Here is a 17,510-nt window from a genome sequence, read left to right as displayed (position 1 = left end):
AATTTTTAATACTAACATTAGCAAAGCTGGCCTATATTTGAAAATAATAACGGTGTTGCACCACTTTCAATTAACTCGTTTGTCCCTTGTGAGAGTTGGCTTGTAATAGGACCCGGAATAGCATAAACATTCCGATTTTCTTGTAGCGCTAAATTAGCTGTAATTAATGAGCCACTTTTTTGTCTAGCTTCAGATACAATGATGTTTTGACAAAGGCCTGCAATAATTCGATTACGCTCTGGAAAGCGAAATCTTGTAGGTGGTGTATCAGGTAAATATTCTGATACAAGTAATCCTGATTGGCTAATTTTATCAAGCAATGGTTCATGTGCCTTGGGATAGCAATGGCGCAATCCATGTCCTAACACTGCAATTGTCTTACCGTGTAGCTCTAGGGTTTGACGATGACAAAATCCATCTACTCCCTTAGCTAAACCACTACAAGTTGTTTGCTTTTGTTCGACTAAATGAGCTATAACTGGGGTGAGGCAATCCTCGCTGTATTGCGAAGAAAAACGAGCACCAACTATTGATGTAATAGCTGTTTTTAAAAGATGTTTATCTCCTTTTAAAAACAGCAGTACAGGTGGATGATACACTTCTGCTAATTGATTGGGATAATCCTCATCAAGCAAACTAATCACTTCGCAAAAACGAAGCACCTGTGTTACTTGATAATCTAGGTCACTTGAATACAAAATTTTGAGTAATTTTTGCTTAATCAATTGAATTTCTAAGGATTGGTCGAGCAATTCGACAAACTCAGTTTTAGATGCACATTCGGTAAGTAGGGATGCTACTAGTAAATTTTGTTTGTAGGTAAATTTTTTAGATAACTGCATTTTTAATAAATATAAGGTTTTATTCATTTGTAATCCTCCTATTTATTAAAATACGCAAACTATAGATATTGCATGACGGGCGAAAAGGTTTTCCTATGAATAGGCGTTGCACCTAGTCGTTTTAACCCTGTAAGATGTTTTTGAGTACCGTATCCTGCGTTGTGTGAAAAGTCATATCCTGGATAAACTTGATCATAAGTTATCATCAAACGATCACGAATCACTTTTGCTATAATACTGGCCGCTGCAATTGAGTTGCTTTTTGCATCCCCTTTAATCAATTTGGTTTGTGGGACATCCACCGGAATAACCATCGCATCAACTAATAAATGATCTGGTACTTGCTTCAAGCTTAAGACAGCGTCTTTCATAGCCAAACGTGTGGCTTGATAAATGTTAACCTCATCAATCACTTGTTCGCTTTTAATTCCAACGCTGACATCGATTGCTTGATCTAAAATTTGATAAAACAATGATTCTCTTTTTTCAAGGCTAAGTTGCTTTGAGTCATTGACTTCAATTACGTTAAAGTCATGTGGCAAAATAACAGCTGCACAAACAACAGGTCCTGCAAGAGGCCCTCTTCCGACCTCATCAACACCTGCTACTTGTTTCACATTATCTTGCCAAAGTTGTCTTTCGTAGTTAAATCGCTTATCAAAAGCTTGCTTGAGCTGCTGCTGTTTTAACAGTCGATTTTGATAGGATTTTAGTGCTTGTTGCACACCCTTTCTAGTATCCTGTGCCAGCTCTTCTAGCACTGCTGGTTCAACTTCATTAGATTTCAGCAGTTTTTTAATCTCGCTAATTGTCATTTTCATGATCAACCTCTGTTAAGAAATCAAATGTAAATTGACCAAGCTTTAATTTACGCACTTGTTGAATAAAATGATAACTATAACGATCATAATCTTCTCTGAATCCGAATTTTTGAGTCATAGACATCAACAGGTCAGGTAAGTTATCGTCAAATTCAATCGTGTTCAGATATTTATCCAACTGTTTAGGGTAAAAAGCATGTAAATAGTCTAATAAGAATAGCGCAACATCATCAAATTGAAATACCGTCTCTTTAATAGAACCAATTGCAGCTAATTTCATTCCCACTTTAGGATCTTCAAATTTAGGCCACAAAATACCAGGTGTATCTAATAATTCAATTTGTTGATTAACTTTCAACCAGTTTTGATTTTTAGTAACACCGGGTTTATTCCCAACAACTGCAACATTTTTACCCACTAAACGGTTCAGAATTGTCGATTTCCCACAGTTTGGAATACCAACACAAATCGCACGAATTATAGGGTTTACAACACCCTTTTGTGTTAGCTTTTCGATTTTTGCTGCACTGGCTTGTTTAATCGCTTTTAACAATTCAGGTAATTTACTATTGTGTTTTGAATCTAGCGATACAACAACTGTTGTCTCGTTTTCATAATGATTTTTCCATCTTTTAGTTAATTTAGGGTCTGCTAAATCACTCTTATTTAAAACGATAACTTTCGGTTTGTTCTCTGTTAATTTTGCAACAACTGGGTTGCGAGATGATTCAGGGACACGTGCATCTAAGACTTCAATAACGACGTCTACTAAACTTAGCCGTTCTTCAATTTGATTCTTAGCTTTATTCATATGCCCTGGATACCAGTTAATTTTTTGCATAAGTAATACCTCCAAAAATAATTAAAGGTGATGCATCACGCATCACCTTTTTGTTTTATACATTTCCCATTTGGCTGAGATAGTTTTGAAAAGCCTCATCAAAGACACTCATTTCTAAAATGTAATCCCCGCTAAGTTCCAAATAATCTGAAAGTTCATCATAATCTTCAGATAACTGAGGGAAATCATGATCTAAAAACGCATTTTGAGCAAATTGCGCAATCGGATGATGAGAACCTGGGTGACGCTGTGTCATTAAATATTGATAAAAACTTTGTCGCATAAATTAGCCTTCTTAATCTTCAGTATAGTAAGTAATGGCAAAAGCACCAAGACCTGTATGTGTTGCTACAACAGGTGTTGTTTCGTATGATAAAATTGGAACATTAGGTTTAATCTCGTGAATTTGGTCTTTTAGTTCATCCATTTGATTTTTGATATCAACATAAGAAATCCCAATACTTTTAACATTTTCATTTTTGATTTTATCTAAACGATCACTGATAAATTGTTTGACAACTTTTTGTCCTCGTCCGCGACCGACAATATCCAAGTTGCTATCCTTAACTTCTAAAATAGCTTTAATATTTAGCATTGTTGCAATACGCCCCGTCACTTTACCTAAACGACCACCTTTAATAAGGTTATCTAAGTTAACGACAACTAATTGCAGTTGTGTGTTTTTCCTAACTTTATCGATGATAACAAGTACTTCTTCAAGTGACTTTCCAGCTTCAAGAGCTTCGGCAGCTTCAAGAATTTGAAAAGCTAAAGCGCGGTCAATAAAGGTACTATCAACAACATGAATTTTATCTGGATTAACCATTTCAGCAGCTTGTCTAGCAGAGTCTACCGTTCCACTTAAACTTTTAGTCATCGTCAATACCAATAATTCACTGCCATCTGCAGTTAATGATTCAAAAGTTTCAGCAAACAACCCAATTGGTGGCTGACTAGTTTTAGGTAAATCTTCACTTTCTTTCATTTTTTTAACAAACGTCTCACGGTCAATATCAACACCATCTACATAGCTTTGACCATCGATTGTAATAGTTAGTGGAACAATCGTAATATTATGCTTTTTTATTTCATCATCTGATAGTTGTACAGATGAATCAGTTACTATTTTTATTTTTGACACAATCTATTCTCCTAAATATATAAATTATAGATAATGAATTACTAATGTGGTACGATAAGATTAGTATTTTACTGTGTTAAGTATAACAGAAAATAAAAATTCTTTTTAGTTTTAAGGTGAAAAAATATGGAATTAAAAAAACTATTTCAAAAACCAGAACACGTTTCAAAAAGTTATAACATCCTTAATGAAGTATTTGGAGCTGTAACGCATGGAATTGGTGTTTTGCTATCTATCGCTGGTTTGGTATTTTTAATCATGAAAGCAGCACAAACTGGAGATGCCCTTCGCATTATTTCATTTATTGTTTATGGATGTTCACTTTTAACTCTATACCTTTGTTCAACACTTTATCATTCGTTATCGTTTACAAAGGCAAGACATGTTTTTAGAATATTTGATCATAGTGCAATTTTTATTTTAATTGCTGGTTCTTATACGCCCTACACGTTAGTTGCTATTGGTGGTGCTAAAGGATGGTGGATGTTTGGAGCTGTTTGGTTCCTTGCCATCTTTGGAATTATTTACAAAATATTTAACTTATCTAAGCACAAAATAATCGATGTTTTATTATACATTGGACTAGGTTGGGTTATTTTACTTAGCGGTAGCGATCTTTATTACAGACTGGGTCCAACAGGATTTTGGTTGCTACTGTTAGGTGGAATCACTTATACAGTTGGTGCTTTGATATACAGTATGAGAGGTATTCCTTTTATTCATGTCATCTGGCATGTATTTGTTATGATTGCTTCTATTTTGATGTATTTTTCAATTTTATTTTATGTTTAAAACAAAAAGGCAAGTTACAAATGTAACTTGCCTTTTTTATTATCTTCGTGACCTAATTGTCGGTGTTTTGTAACTTTTAGGATTACTCTTGTAGCTTTTATTTGGCTGTTTATAGCTCTTCGTATCTGTCTTATATGATTTAGACGAAGTATTATTACTCGATTTTTGTGCTGTTTCTTTTTTATTATTCTTAATAATTTTTTCGCTAAAATTCTTGCTGTTTGACTGTTTTGTACGCGTAGCATTAGTAGTTGTGTTTTGATTGTAGCTTGAATAATTGACGGGATTATGACTCGTATTGAAGCAGTTAGACATCAACGAGCTAATAAGCATGTAGTTTAGTATGGTTGAACCAAATGAAGATTGATGCGTCTGAAAAGGTATACCATTTCCATATAAAGGCTGCGTACCATTTGTAGTATTGCTTACAATATCTTGATGGCCTAGATCAGCAGAATCTAAATCAATACCCGTCGTATTCTGTGGCGCATTAGCCTGTTGTTGGTTGTCACTCCCACCAAATAAATTGTACAGCATCGCACCTGCTACAATAAAAACAATAATAACGCCTACGGTTCTTAATTTTTTCATAGTTGACTCCTCAATATAAAGTAGATTCAATTTTACCATATAAAAAGAAGAAGTATAGAAAATCCTATACTTCTTCTTTTATGTCTTCATCTGCATAAACAAAGGAAATACTAGCCTTTGATTGTACTGTTGTTTTATCCCCTACAACAGTCGCTTGAGAGTCATTTCCTATTTTAGTTAATGTTTCTTGTTTTTCTAAACGTAATCTCTTTTTTTCTTGATTTCGTTTAGCTTTGTCTGGTATTTTATTAATCTTAGTCAACTCATTTTCAAAAAATCGTGGCAATTGTCTTTTTGAATTTTGTGATTGATTCATCGCATAGACATTTTTCATTTCTTTCGCGTGTGCGAGAAAAATTTGACAAAGTATTTAGTCGCAATGCCAATATGTATGGATCACTCTCGCGTGTGCGAGAAAAAGCAAACTGACGATTTGAACTACGCAGATCTAGGAGGATCACTCTCGCGTGTGCGAGAAAAAGACTAAAAAAATCCCTTTAGATCAACGTTTGTTATTTAACATTCTATCAAATCCAGACACTTTTGTCGCTAATTGATTTGTTAATTTTGCATCAAATAATGCTCTGTGCGGAGCTTCATCGTCAATACCATACTCTTTCAATATCGTATTTAATTGATAATTCTTAGCAAAAAGCTTTTCACGTTTAACCAATTTCAACAAATCAATACGGTTATTCGTAATTAACGGGTAACTTAATTTATCTAAATTATAATTGATAAAATCTAAATCAAAATTAACATTGTATCCGACCAAAACCGTTTCGCCCACAAATCTGCTGAAATTTGATAGAACTTCACTCAATGGCTCTCCGTATTTAACTAATTCATCATCTGTTATTCCTGTTAATTCAACAATTTTTGCAGATAACCTGCTATCTTGATTATGCTTAATCAAAGCGTGAAAATCTTGAGTATTATCAGACGAAACTTTCACTGCACCAATTTCAATAATTTGGTGATTATTTTTGTCTAGTCCATCTGTCTCAATATCAATTACAGTATAGGACGTGTTGACCGTTCTAGGTTTAGACATTGATAATTGATGAATCTTATGAAATTTAGCTGCTTTACTCTGTCCGAACTTGTATTCAGGGTTAGCAGCGTTTTTAGAATTCGGAATAAGAACCAGCGGCACACCTTCTTGGTCAATAACTTCCCGATAAGTATGGTACGTTTTGAAGTCATACCCTACTTCCCCTTGTCGAGCATAACTCATTGTTGCTTGACCCGTTCGGCTAACGTTTTCTGTAATTCTTTCCCACAATTTTTCTCTGACTTTAACATTGAAGTTCCCCACATACACACCTGTTGCAATTTCTTGCATCCACTTGGTTAAATCACCTTTCAGAGATGCTGGGACTTTTGTTAAAGTCACAACCGTCATCGGCATAGTTTCCCCCTACTTACTCATTAAACTCATGATAAGACACACCGTGTTCTTTTAACTTGCCTTGATCATCCCACAAGTGAATAGTTTCGGATTCAAGATAATCATCATCCCCAGGCTTGATTCCGAGAAGTTCTTGAATATCTTTAACCATTATTTTGATTAATTTACCACTTACAAAAGCATCTCTCACACGCAATCGAGTAATTCGACCAATGTCATCATCTTGTGTATATTTGGATGCTACTTCAAAGGCAATAGGAATTGTCAACCAAGCTTTATAGAGATCTGCAATATCATAGACCAAAGATAAGTCATGATGATAATGTACAAAGCCAAGACCAGGTGCTAGCCCCAGCCCCACAATTACACTGTGAACTAGCCCATATAGAGAAACATGTGCTGCTGACAGTGCCTGGTTAATGACAGAACCGTCTTCAAAATTCTCTACCTTATATTCTCGATGATGCCAGTCTACACCGTATTTTTTTGCTTGTTCACGATAAACCCTACGAATCCTAGCTCCTTCACGACCACGAAGTTTTTCAGTAGAAAGTGTACTGACGTCTTCATTTTTGAATCGCTTTTGGTACATTAAACGCGCCACTTGAACACGTTTTTTAGAATTTGATACTAGTTGTGCTTGTATCTCTAAATAACGCGTACTGTGAGCTAATGGTCTACCATGCGCATAATGTCTGACACCTTGTTCACCGACCCACAAAATACTAGTACCAGTATCACCAATTAACTCCATCGCGCGATGTGTGATTTCCGTTCCTGGTCCCAGTAGCAAGACACTAATCATTGCTGCCGGAACTTTTATAATTCCCCGATTGTCAGTAAACGTCACTGCGCTATCTTGTCGATTAATTTTGGCGTGTTCGAAATAAACAAAACTGATTCTATCGCCTATTCTTGGTAGTTCTGGTAATTCTGTTTTCTTAGCCCCACTTTTGTTCGTTTTCATAATTTACTCCGGAATAATAGTCATTAGACCACATCCATATGCTTTCTTCAAAGCTTAATTAATATTATTAAAAATAAAAAATAAGCTTCAGTATTAGCGTTACTATTGAAGCTTATTTTTACCGTTGTATTAAAACATTTTCTTACAAGTACTATTCACTACAAAATAAGGAACTTACTGGTTTCCAGACATTATAATCTGATAAATCATTTTCATAAAATGTATCACTATAAACTAATCTGTCTCCATCTGGACGCACAAATGCAAATCTTTTATCCGGTGCAATTTCTTGAACATAATTTTTCAAAGCATTAAATTTAGCTAATGAATAGTCATCTATATCAGAATTTTTCCCACCCTTAGTTTCAATTATATAAATTTGACCATCTACATCTTGAACGAAATAATCTGGGAAAAATCCTTCTTTTTTAGAACCATAAGCAATAGAAAAATACTGTTCTCCTCTATCAAAACTACGATACCACCAACGAACTCTTTCAGATTGTTCCAACCATGTTTCAAATTGTATTTCAACATTAGACTGGCCGACCCAATTAGCTTCTGAATATCCATAGTATATATTTTTTTTAAGTATATTTTCTTGTTTTAACTTATCTGTTGTTACTTTATAAGATTCAAATTTCGGAAAAACAAAAGGAACTAAGTCTACTATGTTAGAATTAGCATTGAATAAATTAAGATTATTACTATCCATTTCTTTAGCATCGTCTCTTAATTTTTTATAGTTGTTTATAATAAATGCCATCAGTTCTACATTTTTTAGCTTTAAAATTGGCGGATCAAACAGCCCTTCTCCACGATTACTGAACAATTCAACCATAATTGAGTGAACAATACTTGGACTTGATGTATGTAAATACTTTTGAATGTCCTGTTCTCTGTCTAACAAAGTTAACCTATTTTTGTTAATATCTATTGAACTGTTAACTTCAACATAACGCAGTTCATCACTTTGAACATCGTGCATTAAATCACTTGATTTTCCAACTTTTCGAATAATCGAATTAGCAAAAATATATCCGCCCTCTTTCAGTTTGTTTTTGTTAATTCGATTATAGTCTCGCCTATCACGAGATAGATTATATTTTTGAGTTAGCAATTTCCAGTAGGAACGAGTTGTTTCCTCAACTGTCATCTTAGCTAGTTCATTGGACTTGACAGAGAATAAACCAAAGTTTGGAACATGGGGATTTAGTTGATATTGAGCAATTCTAGATCCCTGTTCATCTTTTAACACATTATTAATATAACTCGTATCATTAGAAAAGACATAAGAGTTGTCTAACAGTTTATTACCATAGTGTTTTTGCTCAGGCATCCTTCTAATACGGCCTATAGTTTGAAGAGTAAATTCAACGTCCATATTTAAACGTAATGTAACCAATATTTTAGCTCTAGGAGCATCCCATCCCGTAGAAACAGCCTGTTTCATCAGCAAATAGTTAATCCTAGAATTATTTTTCTCCACATTTTCTGTATTGAAATGATCTCCTGATAACCACCGTGCAATTTCACTTTCCTGCTGTCCAATTTCTCGAAGATAGTTTTCGATATTTTGTATTAAATCACTACGAGCATTTGTATATTCTTTGTTTTTCACCCCTTTTTTTTCATCAGGTAATTGAATTAAAACTAGTGGATTAATATTCTTGCCCAAATCATCATAAGATTGCTTTATTTCTCGACGCTTTTCGTCAGCCAAGTCCAAAAAATAACTAACGGGGTCAGAAATGTTATCTCCGTCATTTACTCCCATATTTAAAATGACAGATTGAGAAATCATTCCCTGGTTAATCACATCTTCTTCATCAATCTGAACCAACTCATAATATTCTCCCCTAGACTGAGGTGTGGCAGATGTTCTTATGATTTTATCTGCTTTAAAATAATCAATTAAATCTTGTGTTTTTTTATTCCTATTACGGTGTTCTTCATCTACAATAACTACAAAATGCAAACCTTTCTGATGTGCGGTCTGAATCTGTTGATAAATATTTTTAACTTCACCATCTCGAACAGCAATGTTGCCCTTCTTAGTTACTTTTTCCCAATTAATAAAAGTAACAGTATTGGAACAAAAACCTTTCATTAAGCTATCTTGAATCATTTGTGTTTTTACTAATCTAGCTTTTTCAGAGATACTTTTGTAAGACTGCTCTTCAAGTTCTCCGTTACCTGGTGTTAACCAAACAAAAGAGTATTCATAATTATTAGGATTATTTTCGATGATAGAATCCATTAGTTCGCCTAACATAATTGTTTTTCCACTACCTGTAGGAGCCGAAAAAATGGTGGTTTTGTTTTTATTAGGATCAAAAAACAAATTTCGTAGTTTTGTAACCGCATACTCTTGAAATTCTTTCAACTCTATGTCAATCATAATCCTGCCTCTTTCATTTCCATTGCAAAAAACACCTCTGGAATGTCAATGATTTTTATATTACTTAATTTTTTCAGCTGCAATCTATCAAGCATTATGTGTGTTTGACTGCGCATATAAATCACTGACAATTTTGATAGTTCTAATTCTTCAATTTCACTCATTGTTGTCACAATTGCCACATCTGATTGATCTAAATCAACACCATGTTTTAATTCAACTAATGTTTTAAGATTATTTAGCAAACTACTTTCTAGATTTTCTTGTTGTTTATTAACAAAATTAGTTTTAAAGTACTTAAGATTCATAGGACTAGAACTATATTCTTTAGTACCTGCTGATACAAGCTTCATACGTCTGTATGTGATTCTTTCGGAAATTTTGTTTTCATTATTGGTTGCTAAAATAAAATTTCGATTTCCGCCATCTTCCTTATTAAGTTCAACAACAGCCTGACCTGTAGTTCCTGATCCAGCAAAAAAATCTAAAATAGTAGCTCCTTTTTTTGAATTAGTTGTCATTTTCAATAAATATTTTATTAAACTAACAGGTTTAGTATATTCAAAATTAGTTTTTTTAAATAGTTTCTGAAAATCTTTTTTTCCTTCTTCATTTGTTCCTACATCATTTTCAGACTTGGATAACAAGTCTGATGGTATTTTAGCACTAGTTTTTGAACGTTGAAATCTCACTGACATTTTATTCGTTTTTATTATTAAATACGTCCCTTGTGATATTTCTGAATCAAGCATAGTTTGTGACCATTTAAATTTACCTCTCATTTTAATGTCGGAGGTTGGCTTTTGGTTAACTACTTTCATTGGGTTCAACAATTCAATTCCATGGTATTTCTTAGCCTGATATATTCCATCAGGTAATCTTATTTCTATTGAATTTTTAGGAATCATTAAATCAGATATTTTATTACTTGAATTAAGTAATGGACTATCCTTCCCTTCTGTTTGTCCACCATATAAATTCAGCTTATTTCTATTATTAGAATAGGCACACACAAATTCAAATTTTTTTCGAATTGTTTTAGATAAAGCCGGAGCAGTAGCTGTTTTATTCCAAACAAAATTTCCTATAAAATTTTGTTCACCAAATATTTCATCCATCAACAATTTAAGCTGACTTTGTTCATGATCATCTATACTAATAAAAATGACCCCATCTTCTGTTAAAAGCTTTTTAGCTATAGATAATCTTTTTTGCATGAAACTGAGCCACTTTGAATGTTTGAAATTATCAGAATTATCTAAATAAATATCATTGTATACAAAATCCTTATTTCCGGTATTATAGGGTGGGTCAATATAAATCACATCGATTTTATCAGAATGAGTTTTTGTTAAAAGGTGCAAACTATTCAAATTGTCACCTTCAAGAAGAAAATTAAACTGATTTGAATCAGTAACATCACAAATTTTTTTCGTTTTATCTTCATAAAAAACCGGAATATTGTCTTTTAGTTTTTCTTCAAATTTTTCAATATGAGGTTCCCATACTAATCCATATTTTTTCACAGCTAGTAAGTTTTGGATTTCTTCAAGTTCTCTGATATCTTCGGAGCGATTTTCTTTATCTTGTTTTGCATGATCTAATAGCTTATCAATGTACGATAAAGCTCTCTGATGCTCATTCATATATGGACGTTCGATAAATGTCATAGTTTTCATTCCCCCCGCTGACTTTTTATTATCTTAATTATAGAATATTATTCCTATACATAAAATTTAATTTTGCATCAGATACTAACCTATATTTTTTCTTTTATAAATTAAATAGGTATGTGGATATTGATTCTTATCATCCACAGGACCTTCTTCTTTTGAGATTAACTCATAGTCTGAGTAATCAATTTCAGGCATATGGGTATCACCTTCAAAAGCATGGTGAATCTGTGTCAAGTAAAGTAGGTCAACATCATCAAGTAATTGACGATAGATTTGTGTCCCGCCAATTATAAACACAATATCTTCAGACATATCACGCAAACTGTGTAACAATTCATCTTTATCATTAAAAACTTCAACACCTTCGTGAGACCAATTTTGATCACGAGTTAAAACGATATTTTTTCTAGCTGGTAACGGTTGAATATTCAAACTATCAAAAGTACGACGTCCCATTACAACAGGATGCCCCTTGGTTGTATCTTTGAAGAACTTTAAATCTGCTGGCAAGAACCAAGGAATGTTACCACCTTTTCCGATTAAGTGGTTTTGATCTTCAGCCCAAATAAACGCTAATTTTGACATAATATTATACCGCCACAGGTGCTTTAATCGCACCTTGTGGTTCATATCCTTTCAACTTAATATCTTCTACTTCAACATCAAAAATACTCTTACCATTCAAATCAAGTTCCAATTGAGGGCCTTCATTTGGTGTGCGACTCAATTGTGTTTCAATTTGATCAAAGTGATTTTGATAGATATGTGCATCCCCAAATGTATGCACAAATTCACCAACTTCAAGACCTGTTTCATATGCAATTAAATGTGTCAAAAGCGCATAGCTAGCAATATTAAAGGGCACACCCAAAAAGATGTCTCCACTACGTTGGTAAAGCTGACAAGACAACTTTCCCTCACGTACATAAAATTGGAACATAGTATGACAAGGTGGTAATGCCATGCTGGGCACATCTTCTGGATTCCAAGCACTAACAATCAAACGTCTAGAATTAGGATTTGATTTGATTTGTGCAATCACATCTTTAATCTGATCAATAAAGCCACCTTCTCTAGTTTGCCATTTACGCCATTGCTTACCATAAACGTCACCTAGATTACCGTATTTTGCAGCAAAATCGTCATCTTCCAAAATCTGGTCTGTGAATTTTTTCTTTTCAGCTTGATAACTTTCTGCAAATTCTGCATCCTCTTGTGAACGAAGCCCAAAATCTGTCATATCTGGTCCTGTATAGTCAGCACTTTTGACATAGCTTTCAAAAGCCCACTCATCCCAAATATGGTTGTTATACTTCAATAGATATTGAATGTTAGTGTCACCTTTTAAAAACCACAGCAATTCACTTTTGATTAGTTTAAAAGGTACACGCTTTGTTGTTAGAATTGGGAAGTTTTCAGTTAAGTCAAAACGCATTTGATAACCAAAAATACTTTTTGTGCCTGTTTTGGTACGGTCATCTTTGAAATGCCCCGTTTCCATTACATGTTTTGCAAAATCTAAATATTGTTGTTCATTTTTATTCATGGAAATCTCCCAATTCGATATAATTTTTGATAGCTTTTAAGTCATTTTCTAATTCATGATTCAAAATAGCCTCTTCAACCTCATACAAAATCTGACCAATAGCAGGACCAGGTCTCAACCCTAAGTCTTCAATCAAAATTTTGCCATCAATGGCTAATTCATCACGTGATTTAATCAATAATTGATCATAACAATCAACTAATAAAGTGGCATTGACTTCTTCACCAAACATTCGCATTAAATCAATTGTCTGTAATAAAGTCGTGAGTCCATAGTGATAGAGTTGACGGTTAGTTGGTTCTTTCACCATCATAATGTCAAATAGCTCAACAATAGCCAGTACTTCTTCTTTCACTTTGTTAGAGTTCTTCCACTGTACTAAGAACTTTCTGATTTTTGCCAACGATAATTGACAACAAACCGCAATCATAGACCAAAAAGCAACTTCATTAGCTGGTAAAAAGTTAATGCCAAGTAAACGTCTCAATTCAGCTTCATAAACATTAAGCACGGGAACTTGTTCAACTAATTTGAAGTCGATAAAACTTGCAAACCCTTTCTTGAATCCTTGTCCTAGTCCAAGTTTTAAGAATTCATCACGAACACGTTCAACTGCAATCTTAGACAGCAATTCATGATGTTCAATTATTGCTTCTTTGGTGTGTTGCTCAATCCCAAAATCTAATTGGCTTTGAAATCGAACTGCACGCATCATTCTTAACGCGTCTTCATGAAAACGCTCACTTGGATTACCCACTGCTTTAATTACTTGCTTATCTAAATCTTCTAAACCACCGAATAAATCTATAATTTCACCATTGGCATCCATAGCCAAAGCATTGATGGTAAAGTCTCGTCTTTTTAAATCTTCAGTTAAACTTTTAACAAAAGTTACTTTATCAGGTCTTCTGAAATCTTGATATTCAGATTCCGTCCTAAATGTTGTGACTTCATAAGTTTGCTTATTTTCAATGACAGTGACTGTTCCATGTTCTATCCCAGTATCAACTGTCTTTTTGAAAGTTTGCTTAATCTCTTCAGGATAAGCACTTGTTGCAATGTCAATATCATTAATTGGACGATTGATTAGCAAATCACGAACTGATCCACCAACAAAGTACGCCTCAAACCCATTATCTTGCAAAGCCTTCAAAATCGGGGCGGCTTCTTCAAATAATTTAGGTAATTTTTCTACTTTCATAATCATTGTCACCTCTTACGTTGATAGATTTATATTATCAAAACTGGTATGCTTTTCAAAGAGCTGATTTTTTATGAGGGGGTAATTTTATGAAGAGAATGAATCTCTATCGCACGTTAGTTGATTTGTTTATGATTACATTAGGAACATTTACATACGCATTTGGAATTGTGGCTATCAATATCCAAAACAACCTTGCCGAAGGAGGGTTAACTGGGATTACGCTGATTATTCGTTACTGGCTAGGTATTGACCCAGCCTACTCAACAATTATCTTAAATATTCCCATTTTAATGTTGGGGTACTATTTCTTAGGAAGAAAAGCTATTTTTTATACTTTATGGGGTACTGCTTCCCTTTCTGCTGGACTGTGGGTTTGGCAAAGAACGTCTCTTGCAACCGCAATCAATTTAGACCATGACTTATTTATATCTGCTCTTTTAGCAGGACTTATTGCAGGTATTGGATTAGGAATTACGTTTAAATTTGGTGGGACTAGTGGTGGTGTTGATATCCTAGGTAAAATCCTTGAAATCAAAAAAGGAATTTCAATGGGTAAATCATTATTATTATTTGACTTATTTGTACTCTTAGCTTCACTAAGTTACCTAGACGTTAAGCACATGATGTACACATTGCTAGTTTCGTTTGTCTTCTCAAAAGTTGTGAACTTTGTACAAGATAGTTCATACAATGCCAAAGGAACGTTCATTGTGTCAGAACATTACACTGAAGTGGCCGAAGCAATCAAGTATAACTTAGATCGTGGTGTTACATTTATGGATGCTGAAGGTGGGTACAAAAACCACAAGAAAAAGGTTATTTATTGTATCGTTAGACCCAATGAACTCCACAATTTAAAAACCGTTGTTCACGAGGTTGATGAATCTGCTTTCGTTTCGATCTTTGACGTTAATGAAACAATTGGTAATGGGTTTTCCTACCAACCATTAAAGAAAAAATATTTTTTCAAAAAAGCTAATTAAGATAAGCCCCTAGGGGCTTATTTTTTATGACAAACTAACTCAAATTACCTAATCAAATATGGTCTTCTTAGTTATTGAGTTCTCATTTCACCCCACCATTTAGGAAATAACTCGGCTAATTTGATAGCTTCTCTCGTATTATAGTCAATCATAATTTCAGTTTCAGCGTTTTTACTATTTAATTGCATTAAAAATTCACGGCATGCCCCACATGGCATCCCACCTACACCAGAAGGTGCTTCATTTCGAAAAGCAATCAATCGTTTGATTTTAGTCTGCTTACTAAATTGGTACATATTAAAAACAGCAGCACGTTCAGCACAAAAATGAAATACTCCTGCTGATGCTTCAAAACAATAACCCGTATAAATTTCACCATTCTCAGCTTCTAAAGCACAAACGACATGCTCAGCATAGACGAATGGTGAAACTTCATGCGGATTGTATAATTTTTTTGCACTATTAAATAGTTTTTCCCAGATATCCATATTAAAATCCCCCCTTATATTTCCTAATAGTGTAGCACATGATTGTTACCATTATACTCATATCTCTCTTCGAATAATAAAAAAGACCTTGCTAAATTAAATCAGCAAAGTCTGTTCATCTTTTAAGCTTGATATTTTTTTATCAAATACTTTTTAACAGCAATAACTAAAAAGCTGTATAGTCCAATAAAAATCAGTAAAAGACTCAACTTGTAAAGAACCCCTAATAATTATCATTAGGTGCAGCACTTATCACCCAATAAGCAAAATAGCTAGATAATAAAGCACCTATAGTTAAAACTAAATTATGGTATTTTTTCTGTAATAAATCACTATAGGTTTTTAGTATATAGTCAATTAAAAACGGACTAACTGCAAAAGCAACCAAAACAAATATTAAAGCAAGTAAATTTTCACTCATCTTTTTTCCTCCCTGTTAGAACCTACTTCTACTATATCATGATTGTCATCTTAAGATGTTGTATAAAATAGTTTCTTTTTACCCTTCTTGTTAGTAGTCAATGGTCGTACACTCACAATATAGTTTAAATTGATGAATAAGTCGTAGTTTTTCTTTTTTAGAGTCAAACTATCCGCACTTACCTCAGCTATTTCACCAACGTAATCTTGTCTAATTGTTGAAATAATACAACGTTGTCCCACTAATTTTTCAATTGATTCTTTCATCACAATCTCCTCCTTGTTTAGCTTACTCAAAATTACAGCAAGCATTATAGGACATAGTCTATCAAAAAAACGCCAATTTGTTTTTTGACACGACAAGGTTTAGGATAAACTTAACTTATTTTAGGAGGTCAGAAAATGAAAATTTCGGGTTATGTTTTTTCAGTCATCTTTGTTATTGTTTCAATTTTTCTTTGGTTTAGAGAAGCTGATGGCAGTGGTTTGACAAATACTTTATCAGTGAAAATAGCCTCATTATCCATTTGGGGTATCTTTTGTTTGATTGTTTTGGCTATTTATTTAATTACCTACTATTTTATGCGACACCGTTCTTAAAACACAAAAAAGGATTTTTATTATAAAAATCCTTTTTTCTTTTGACTCTAATATACAGTGTATTTATATTACTTATGTAATTTTAAAAATGCTGTGAAGTTCTGATTAATAACTGCTGAATAATAAATCCATAAAAATGCAAATGCTTCTGTTTCTTTTGTTCTATCAAGATCATAAATTACTTCGACATCGAACTTCATCTGCTTAGCTAAGTTAGCAACTTGATTGACAGAATCTTTATCACTACCTACAACAAATTGGAAAGCACCTGTTGGATTTTCTAATACCGGTGCATCAACGTGATTAAAAGTTTGAACAATATGACTCTCTGGTAGTTGACTTTGTAAATGTTGAGCACCTGACTTACCGTTAAATGTTTCTACACCACTCATATCGCCTTTTAATGGGTTCATCATATCAATAATGATTTTATCTTTTAGATCATTTTCATACTTACCGATTAAATCAATAGCTGCATTATAAGGTAATGCCCAAATAATGATTTCTTCACTTTCTTGAATAGCTTGTTCAATAGAAATAGTATTAACTGAGTTTTCAGGTGACCTTACCCCTACTTTTACTTCAAAACCTGAGTTTCTTAAATTGCCTGCTATGCTACTACCAGCAGCACCATTTCCAATAACTGTAATAATTTTTGACATCATTTATTTCTCCTTACTTATTTGATAAATTCATAGTAACATCAAAATATGGTGAAAAAAATTAGGCACTTTTTAGTTACTAGTTACCTAAACGACACCATTGTTGTCATGCCTGAGTTATAAA

Annotated in this window: 21 protein-coding genes; 3 read left to right on the top strand and 18 right to left on the bottom strand. The window is 33.5% G+C overall.

Annotation, left to right across the window (positions count from 1 at the left end; all coding sequences use genetic code 11):
- Positions 1–17 precede the first annotated feature (17 nt).
- Genes dprA through FC86_RS05135 form a run of 5 tightly spaced genes read right to left on the bottom strand, consistent with a single transcriptional unit; the run spans position 18 to position 3,645 of the window.
- Positions 18–869: a DNA-processing protein DprA gene (gene dprA, locus FC86_RS05155; protein WP_056975002.1), complete on the bottom strand. Its 852-nt coding sequence runs from the start codon at positions 867–869 to the stop codon at positions 18–20.
- A 32-nt stretch (positions 870–901) separates the two neighbouring features.
- On the bottom strand, positions 902–1,657 hold the full coding sequence (locus FC86_RS05150; RefSeq protein WP_056975247.1) for a ribonuclease HII: 756 nt from the start codon (positions 1,655–1,657) through the stop codon (positions 902–904).
- On the bottom strand, positions 1,647–2,504 hold the full coding sequence (ylqF, locus tag FC86_RS05145; protein ID WP_056975001.1) for a ribosome biogenesis GTPase YlqF: 858 nt from the start codon (positions 2,502–2,504) through the stop codon (positions 1,647–1,649). The genes FC86_RS05150 and ylqF overlap by 11 nt, the downstream gene beginning before the upstream one ends.
- 55 nt (positions 2,505–2,559) lie before the next feature.
- The gene (locus FC86_RS05140; RefSeq protein ID WP_056975000.1) at positions 2,560–2,787 is read right to left on the bottom strand and encodes a YozE family protein; all 228 of its coding nucleotides are present in this window, start codon (positions 2,785–2,787) and stop codon (positions 2,560–2,562) included.
- A gap of 12 nt (positions 2,788–2,799) precedes the next feature.
- Positions 2,800–3,645 (bottom strand): DegV family protein, encoded by an 846-nt coding sequence (locus FC86_RS05135; protein ID WP_056974999.1) that lies wholly within the window; start codon positions 3,643–3,645, stop codon positions 2,800–2,802.
- Between the two features lie 126 nt (positions 3,646–3,771).
- On the opposite strand from FC86_RS05135, the gene trhA reads away from it, so the two are divergent.
- Entirely contained in the window at positions 3,772–4,437 is a 666-nt protein-coding gene (trhA, locus tag FC86_RS05130; RefSeq protein ID WP_056974998.1) for a PAQR family membrane homeostasis protein TrhA, read from the top strand.
- Positions 4,438–4,476: 39 nt separating this feature from the next.
- Here the strand turns inward: trhA and FC86_RS05125 are convergent, their stop codons facing one another.
- The 9 genes from FC86_RS05125 to FC86_RS05085 form a co-directional block, all read right to left on the bottom strand.
- The gene (locus FC86_RS05125; protein ID WP_056974997.1) at positions 4,477–5,028 is read right to left on the bottom strand and encodes a hypothetical protein; all 552 of its coding nucleotides are present in this window, start codon (positions 5,026–5,028) and stop codon (positions 4,477–4,479) included.
- Between the two features lie 64 nt (positions 5,029–5,092).
- The gene (locus tag FC86_RS05120; RefSeq protein WP_056974996.1) at positions 5,093–5,344 is read right to left on the bottom strand and encodes a hypothetical protein; all 252 of its coding nucleotides are present in this window, start codon (positions 5,342–5,344) and stop codon (positions 5,093–5,095) included.
- Between the two features lie 186 nt (positions 5,345–5,530).
- On the bottom strand, positions 5,531–6,439 hold the full coding sequence (gene cas2e / locus FC86_RS05115; protein WP_056974995.1) for a type I-E CRISPR-associated endoribonuclease Cas2e: 909 nt from the start codon (positions 6,437–6,439) through the stop codon (positions 5,531–5,533).
- A gap of 13 nt (positions 6,440–6,452) precedes the next feature.
- Positions 6,453–7,406: a type I-E CRISPR-associated endonuclease Cas1e gene (gene cas1e / locus FC86_RS05110; protein ID WP_056974994.1), complete on the bottom strand. Its 954-nt coding sequence runs from the start codon at positions 7,404–7,406 to the stop codon at positions 6,453–6,455.
- A 151-nt stretch (positions 7,407–7,557) separates the two neighbouring features.
- Positions 7,558–9,807 carry a DEAD/DEAH box helicase gene (locus FC86_RS05105; protein WP_236692294.1) on the bottom strand — a complete coding sequence of 750 codons (2,250 nt, stop codon included), beginning with the start codon at positions 9,805–9,807 and terminating at the stop codon, positions 7,558–7,560.
- A complete protein-coding gene (locus tag FC86_RS05100; RefSeq protein ID WP_056974993.1) occupies positions 9,804–11,477 on the bottom strand; it encodes a site-specific DNA-methyltransferase in 1,674 nt (557 codons plus the stop codon). Before FC86_RS05100 ends, FC86_RS05105 begins: the two co-directional genes overlap by 4 nt.
- A gap of 84 nt (positions 11,478–11,561) precedes the next feature.
- The gene (locus FC86_RS05095) at positions 11,562–12,068 is read right to left on the bottom strand and encodes a dihydrofolate reductase (RefSeq protein ID WP_056974992.1); all 507 of its coding nucleotides are present in this window, start codon (positions 12,066–12,068) and stop codon (positions 11,562–11,564) included.
- 4 nt (positions 12,069–12,072) lie between these two features.
- A complete protein-coding gene (locus tag FC86_RS05090) occupies positions 12,073–13,029 on the bottom strand; it encodes a thymidylate synthase (protein WP_056974991.1) in 957 nt (318 codons plus the stop codon).
- A complete protein-coding gene (locus FC86_RS05085) occupies positions 13,022–14,230 on the bottom strand; it encodes a CCA tRNA nucleotidyltransferase (RefSeq protein ID WP_056975245.1) in 1,209 nt (402 codons plus the stop codon). Before FC86_RS05085 ends, FC86_RS05090 begins: the two co-directional genes overlap by 8 nt.
- 89 nt (positions 14,231–14,319) lie before the next feature.
- On the opposite strand from FC86_RS05085, the gene FC86_RS05080 reads away from it, so the two are divergent.
- Entirely contained in the window at positions 14,320–15,216 is an 897-nt protein-coding gene (locus FC86_RS05080; RefSeq protein WP_056974990.1) for a YitT family protein, read from the top strand.
- A gap of 71 nt (positions 15,217–15,287) precedes the next feature.
- On the opposite strand, the gene FC86_RS05075 is transcribed toward FC86_RS05080, so the two are convergent.
- From FC86_RS05075 to FC86_RS05065, 3 genes are all read right to left on the bottom strand, one after another.
- Positions 15,288–15,704, bottom strand: a complete 417-nt coding sequence (locus FC86_RS05075) for a cytidine deaminase family protein (protein ID WP_056974989.1) — start codon at positions 15,702–15,704, stop codon at positions 15,288–15,290.
- Positions 15,705–15,927: 223 nt separating this feature from the next.
- Entirely contained in the window at positions 15,928–16,125 is a 198-nt protein-coding gene (locus FC86_RS05070) for a hypothetical protein (protein WP_056974988.1), read from the bottom strand.
- Between the two features lie 50 nt (positions 16,126–16,175).
- Positions 16,176–16,391, bottom strand: a complete 216-nt coding sequence (locus FC86_RS05065; RefSeq protein ID WP_056974987.1) for a DUF2642 domain-containing protein — start codon at positions 16,389–16,391, stop codon at positions 16,176–16,178.
- Positions 16,392–16,526: 135 nt separating this feature from the next.
- On the opposite strand from FC86_RS05065, the gene FC86_RS05060 reads away from it, so the two are divergent.
- A complete protein-coding gene (locus FC86_RS05060) occupies positions 16,527–16,724 on the top strand; it encodes a DUF3923 family protein (protein ID WP_056974986.1) in 198 nt (65 codons plus the stop codon).
- 68 nt (positions 16,725–16,792) lie between these two features.
- On the opposite strand, the gene FC86_RS05055 is transcribed toward FC86_RS05060, so the two are convergent.
- Positions 16,793–17,389: an NADPH-dependent F420 reductase gene (locus FC86_RS05055; RefSeq protein WP_082618862.1), complete on the bottom strand. Its 597-nt coding sequence runs from the start codon at positions 17,387–17,389 to the stop codon at positions 16,793–16,795.
- Between the last annotated feature and the right edge of the window lie 121 nt (positions 17,390–17,510).

Source organism: Holzapfeliella floricola DSM 23037 = JCM 16512 (assembly GCF_001436605.1).
Lineage (GTDB): Bacteria > Bacillota > Bacilli > Lactobacillales > Lactobacillaceae > Holzapfeliella > Holzapfeliella floricola.
The sequence above is the reverse complement of the archived record's forward strand: the minus strand, read 5'-3'. Positions and strand labels throughout refer to the sequence as shown.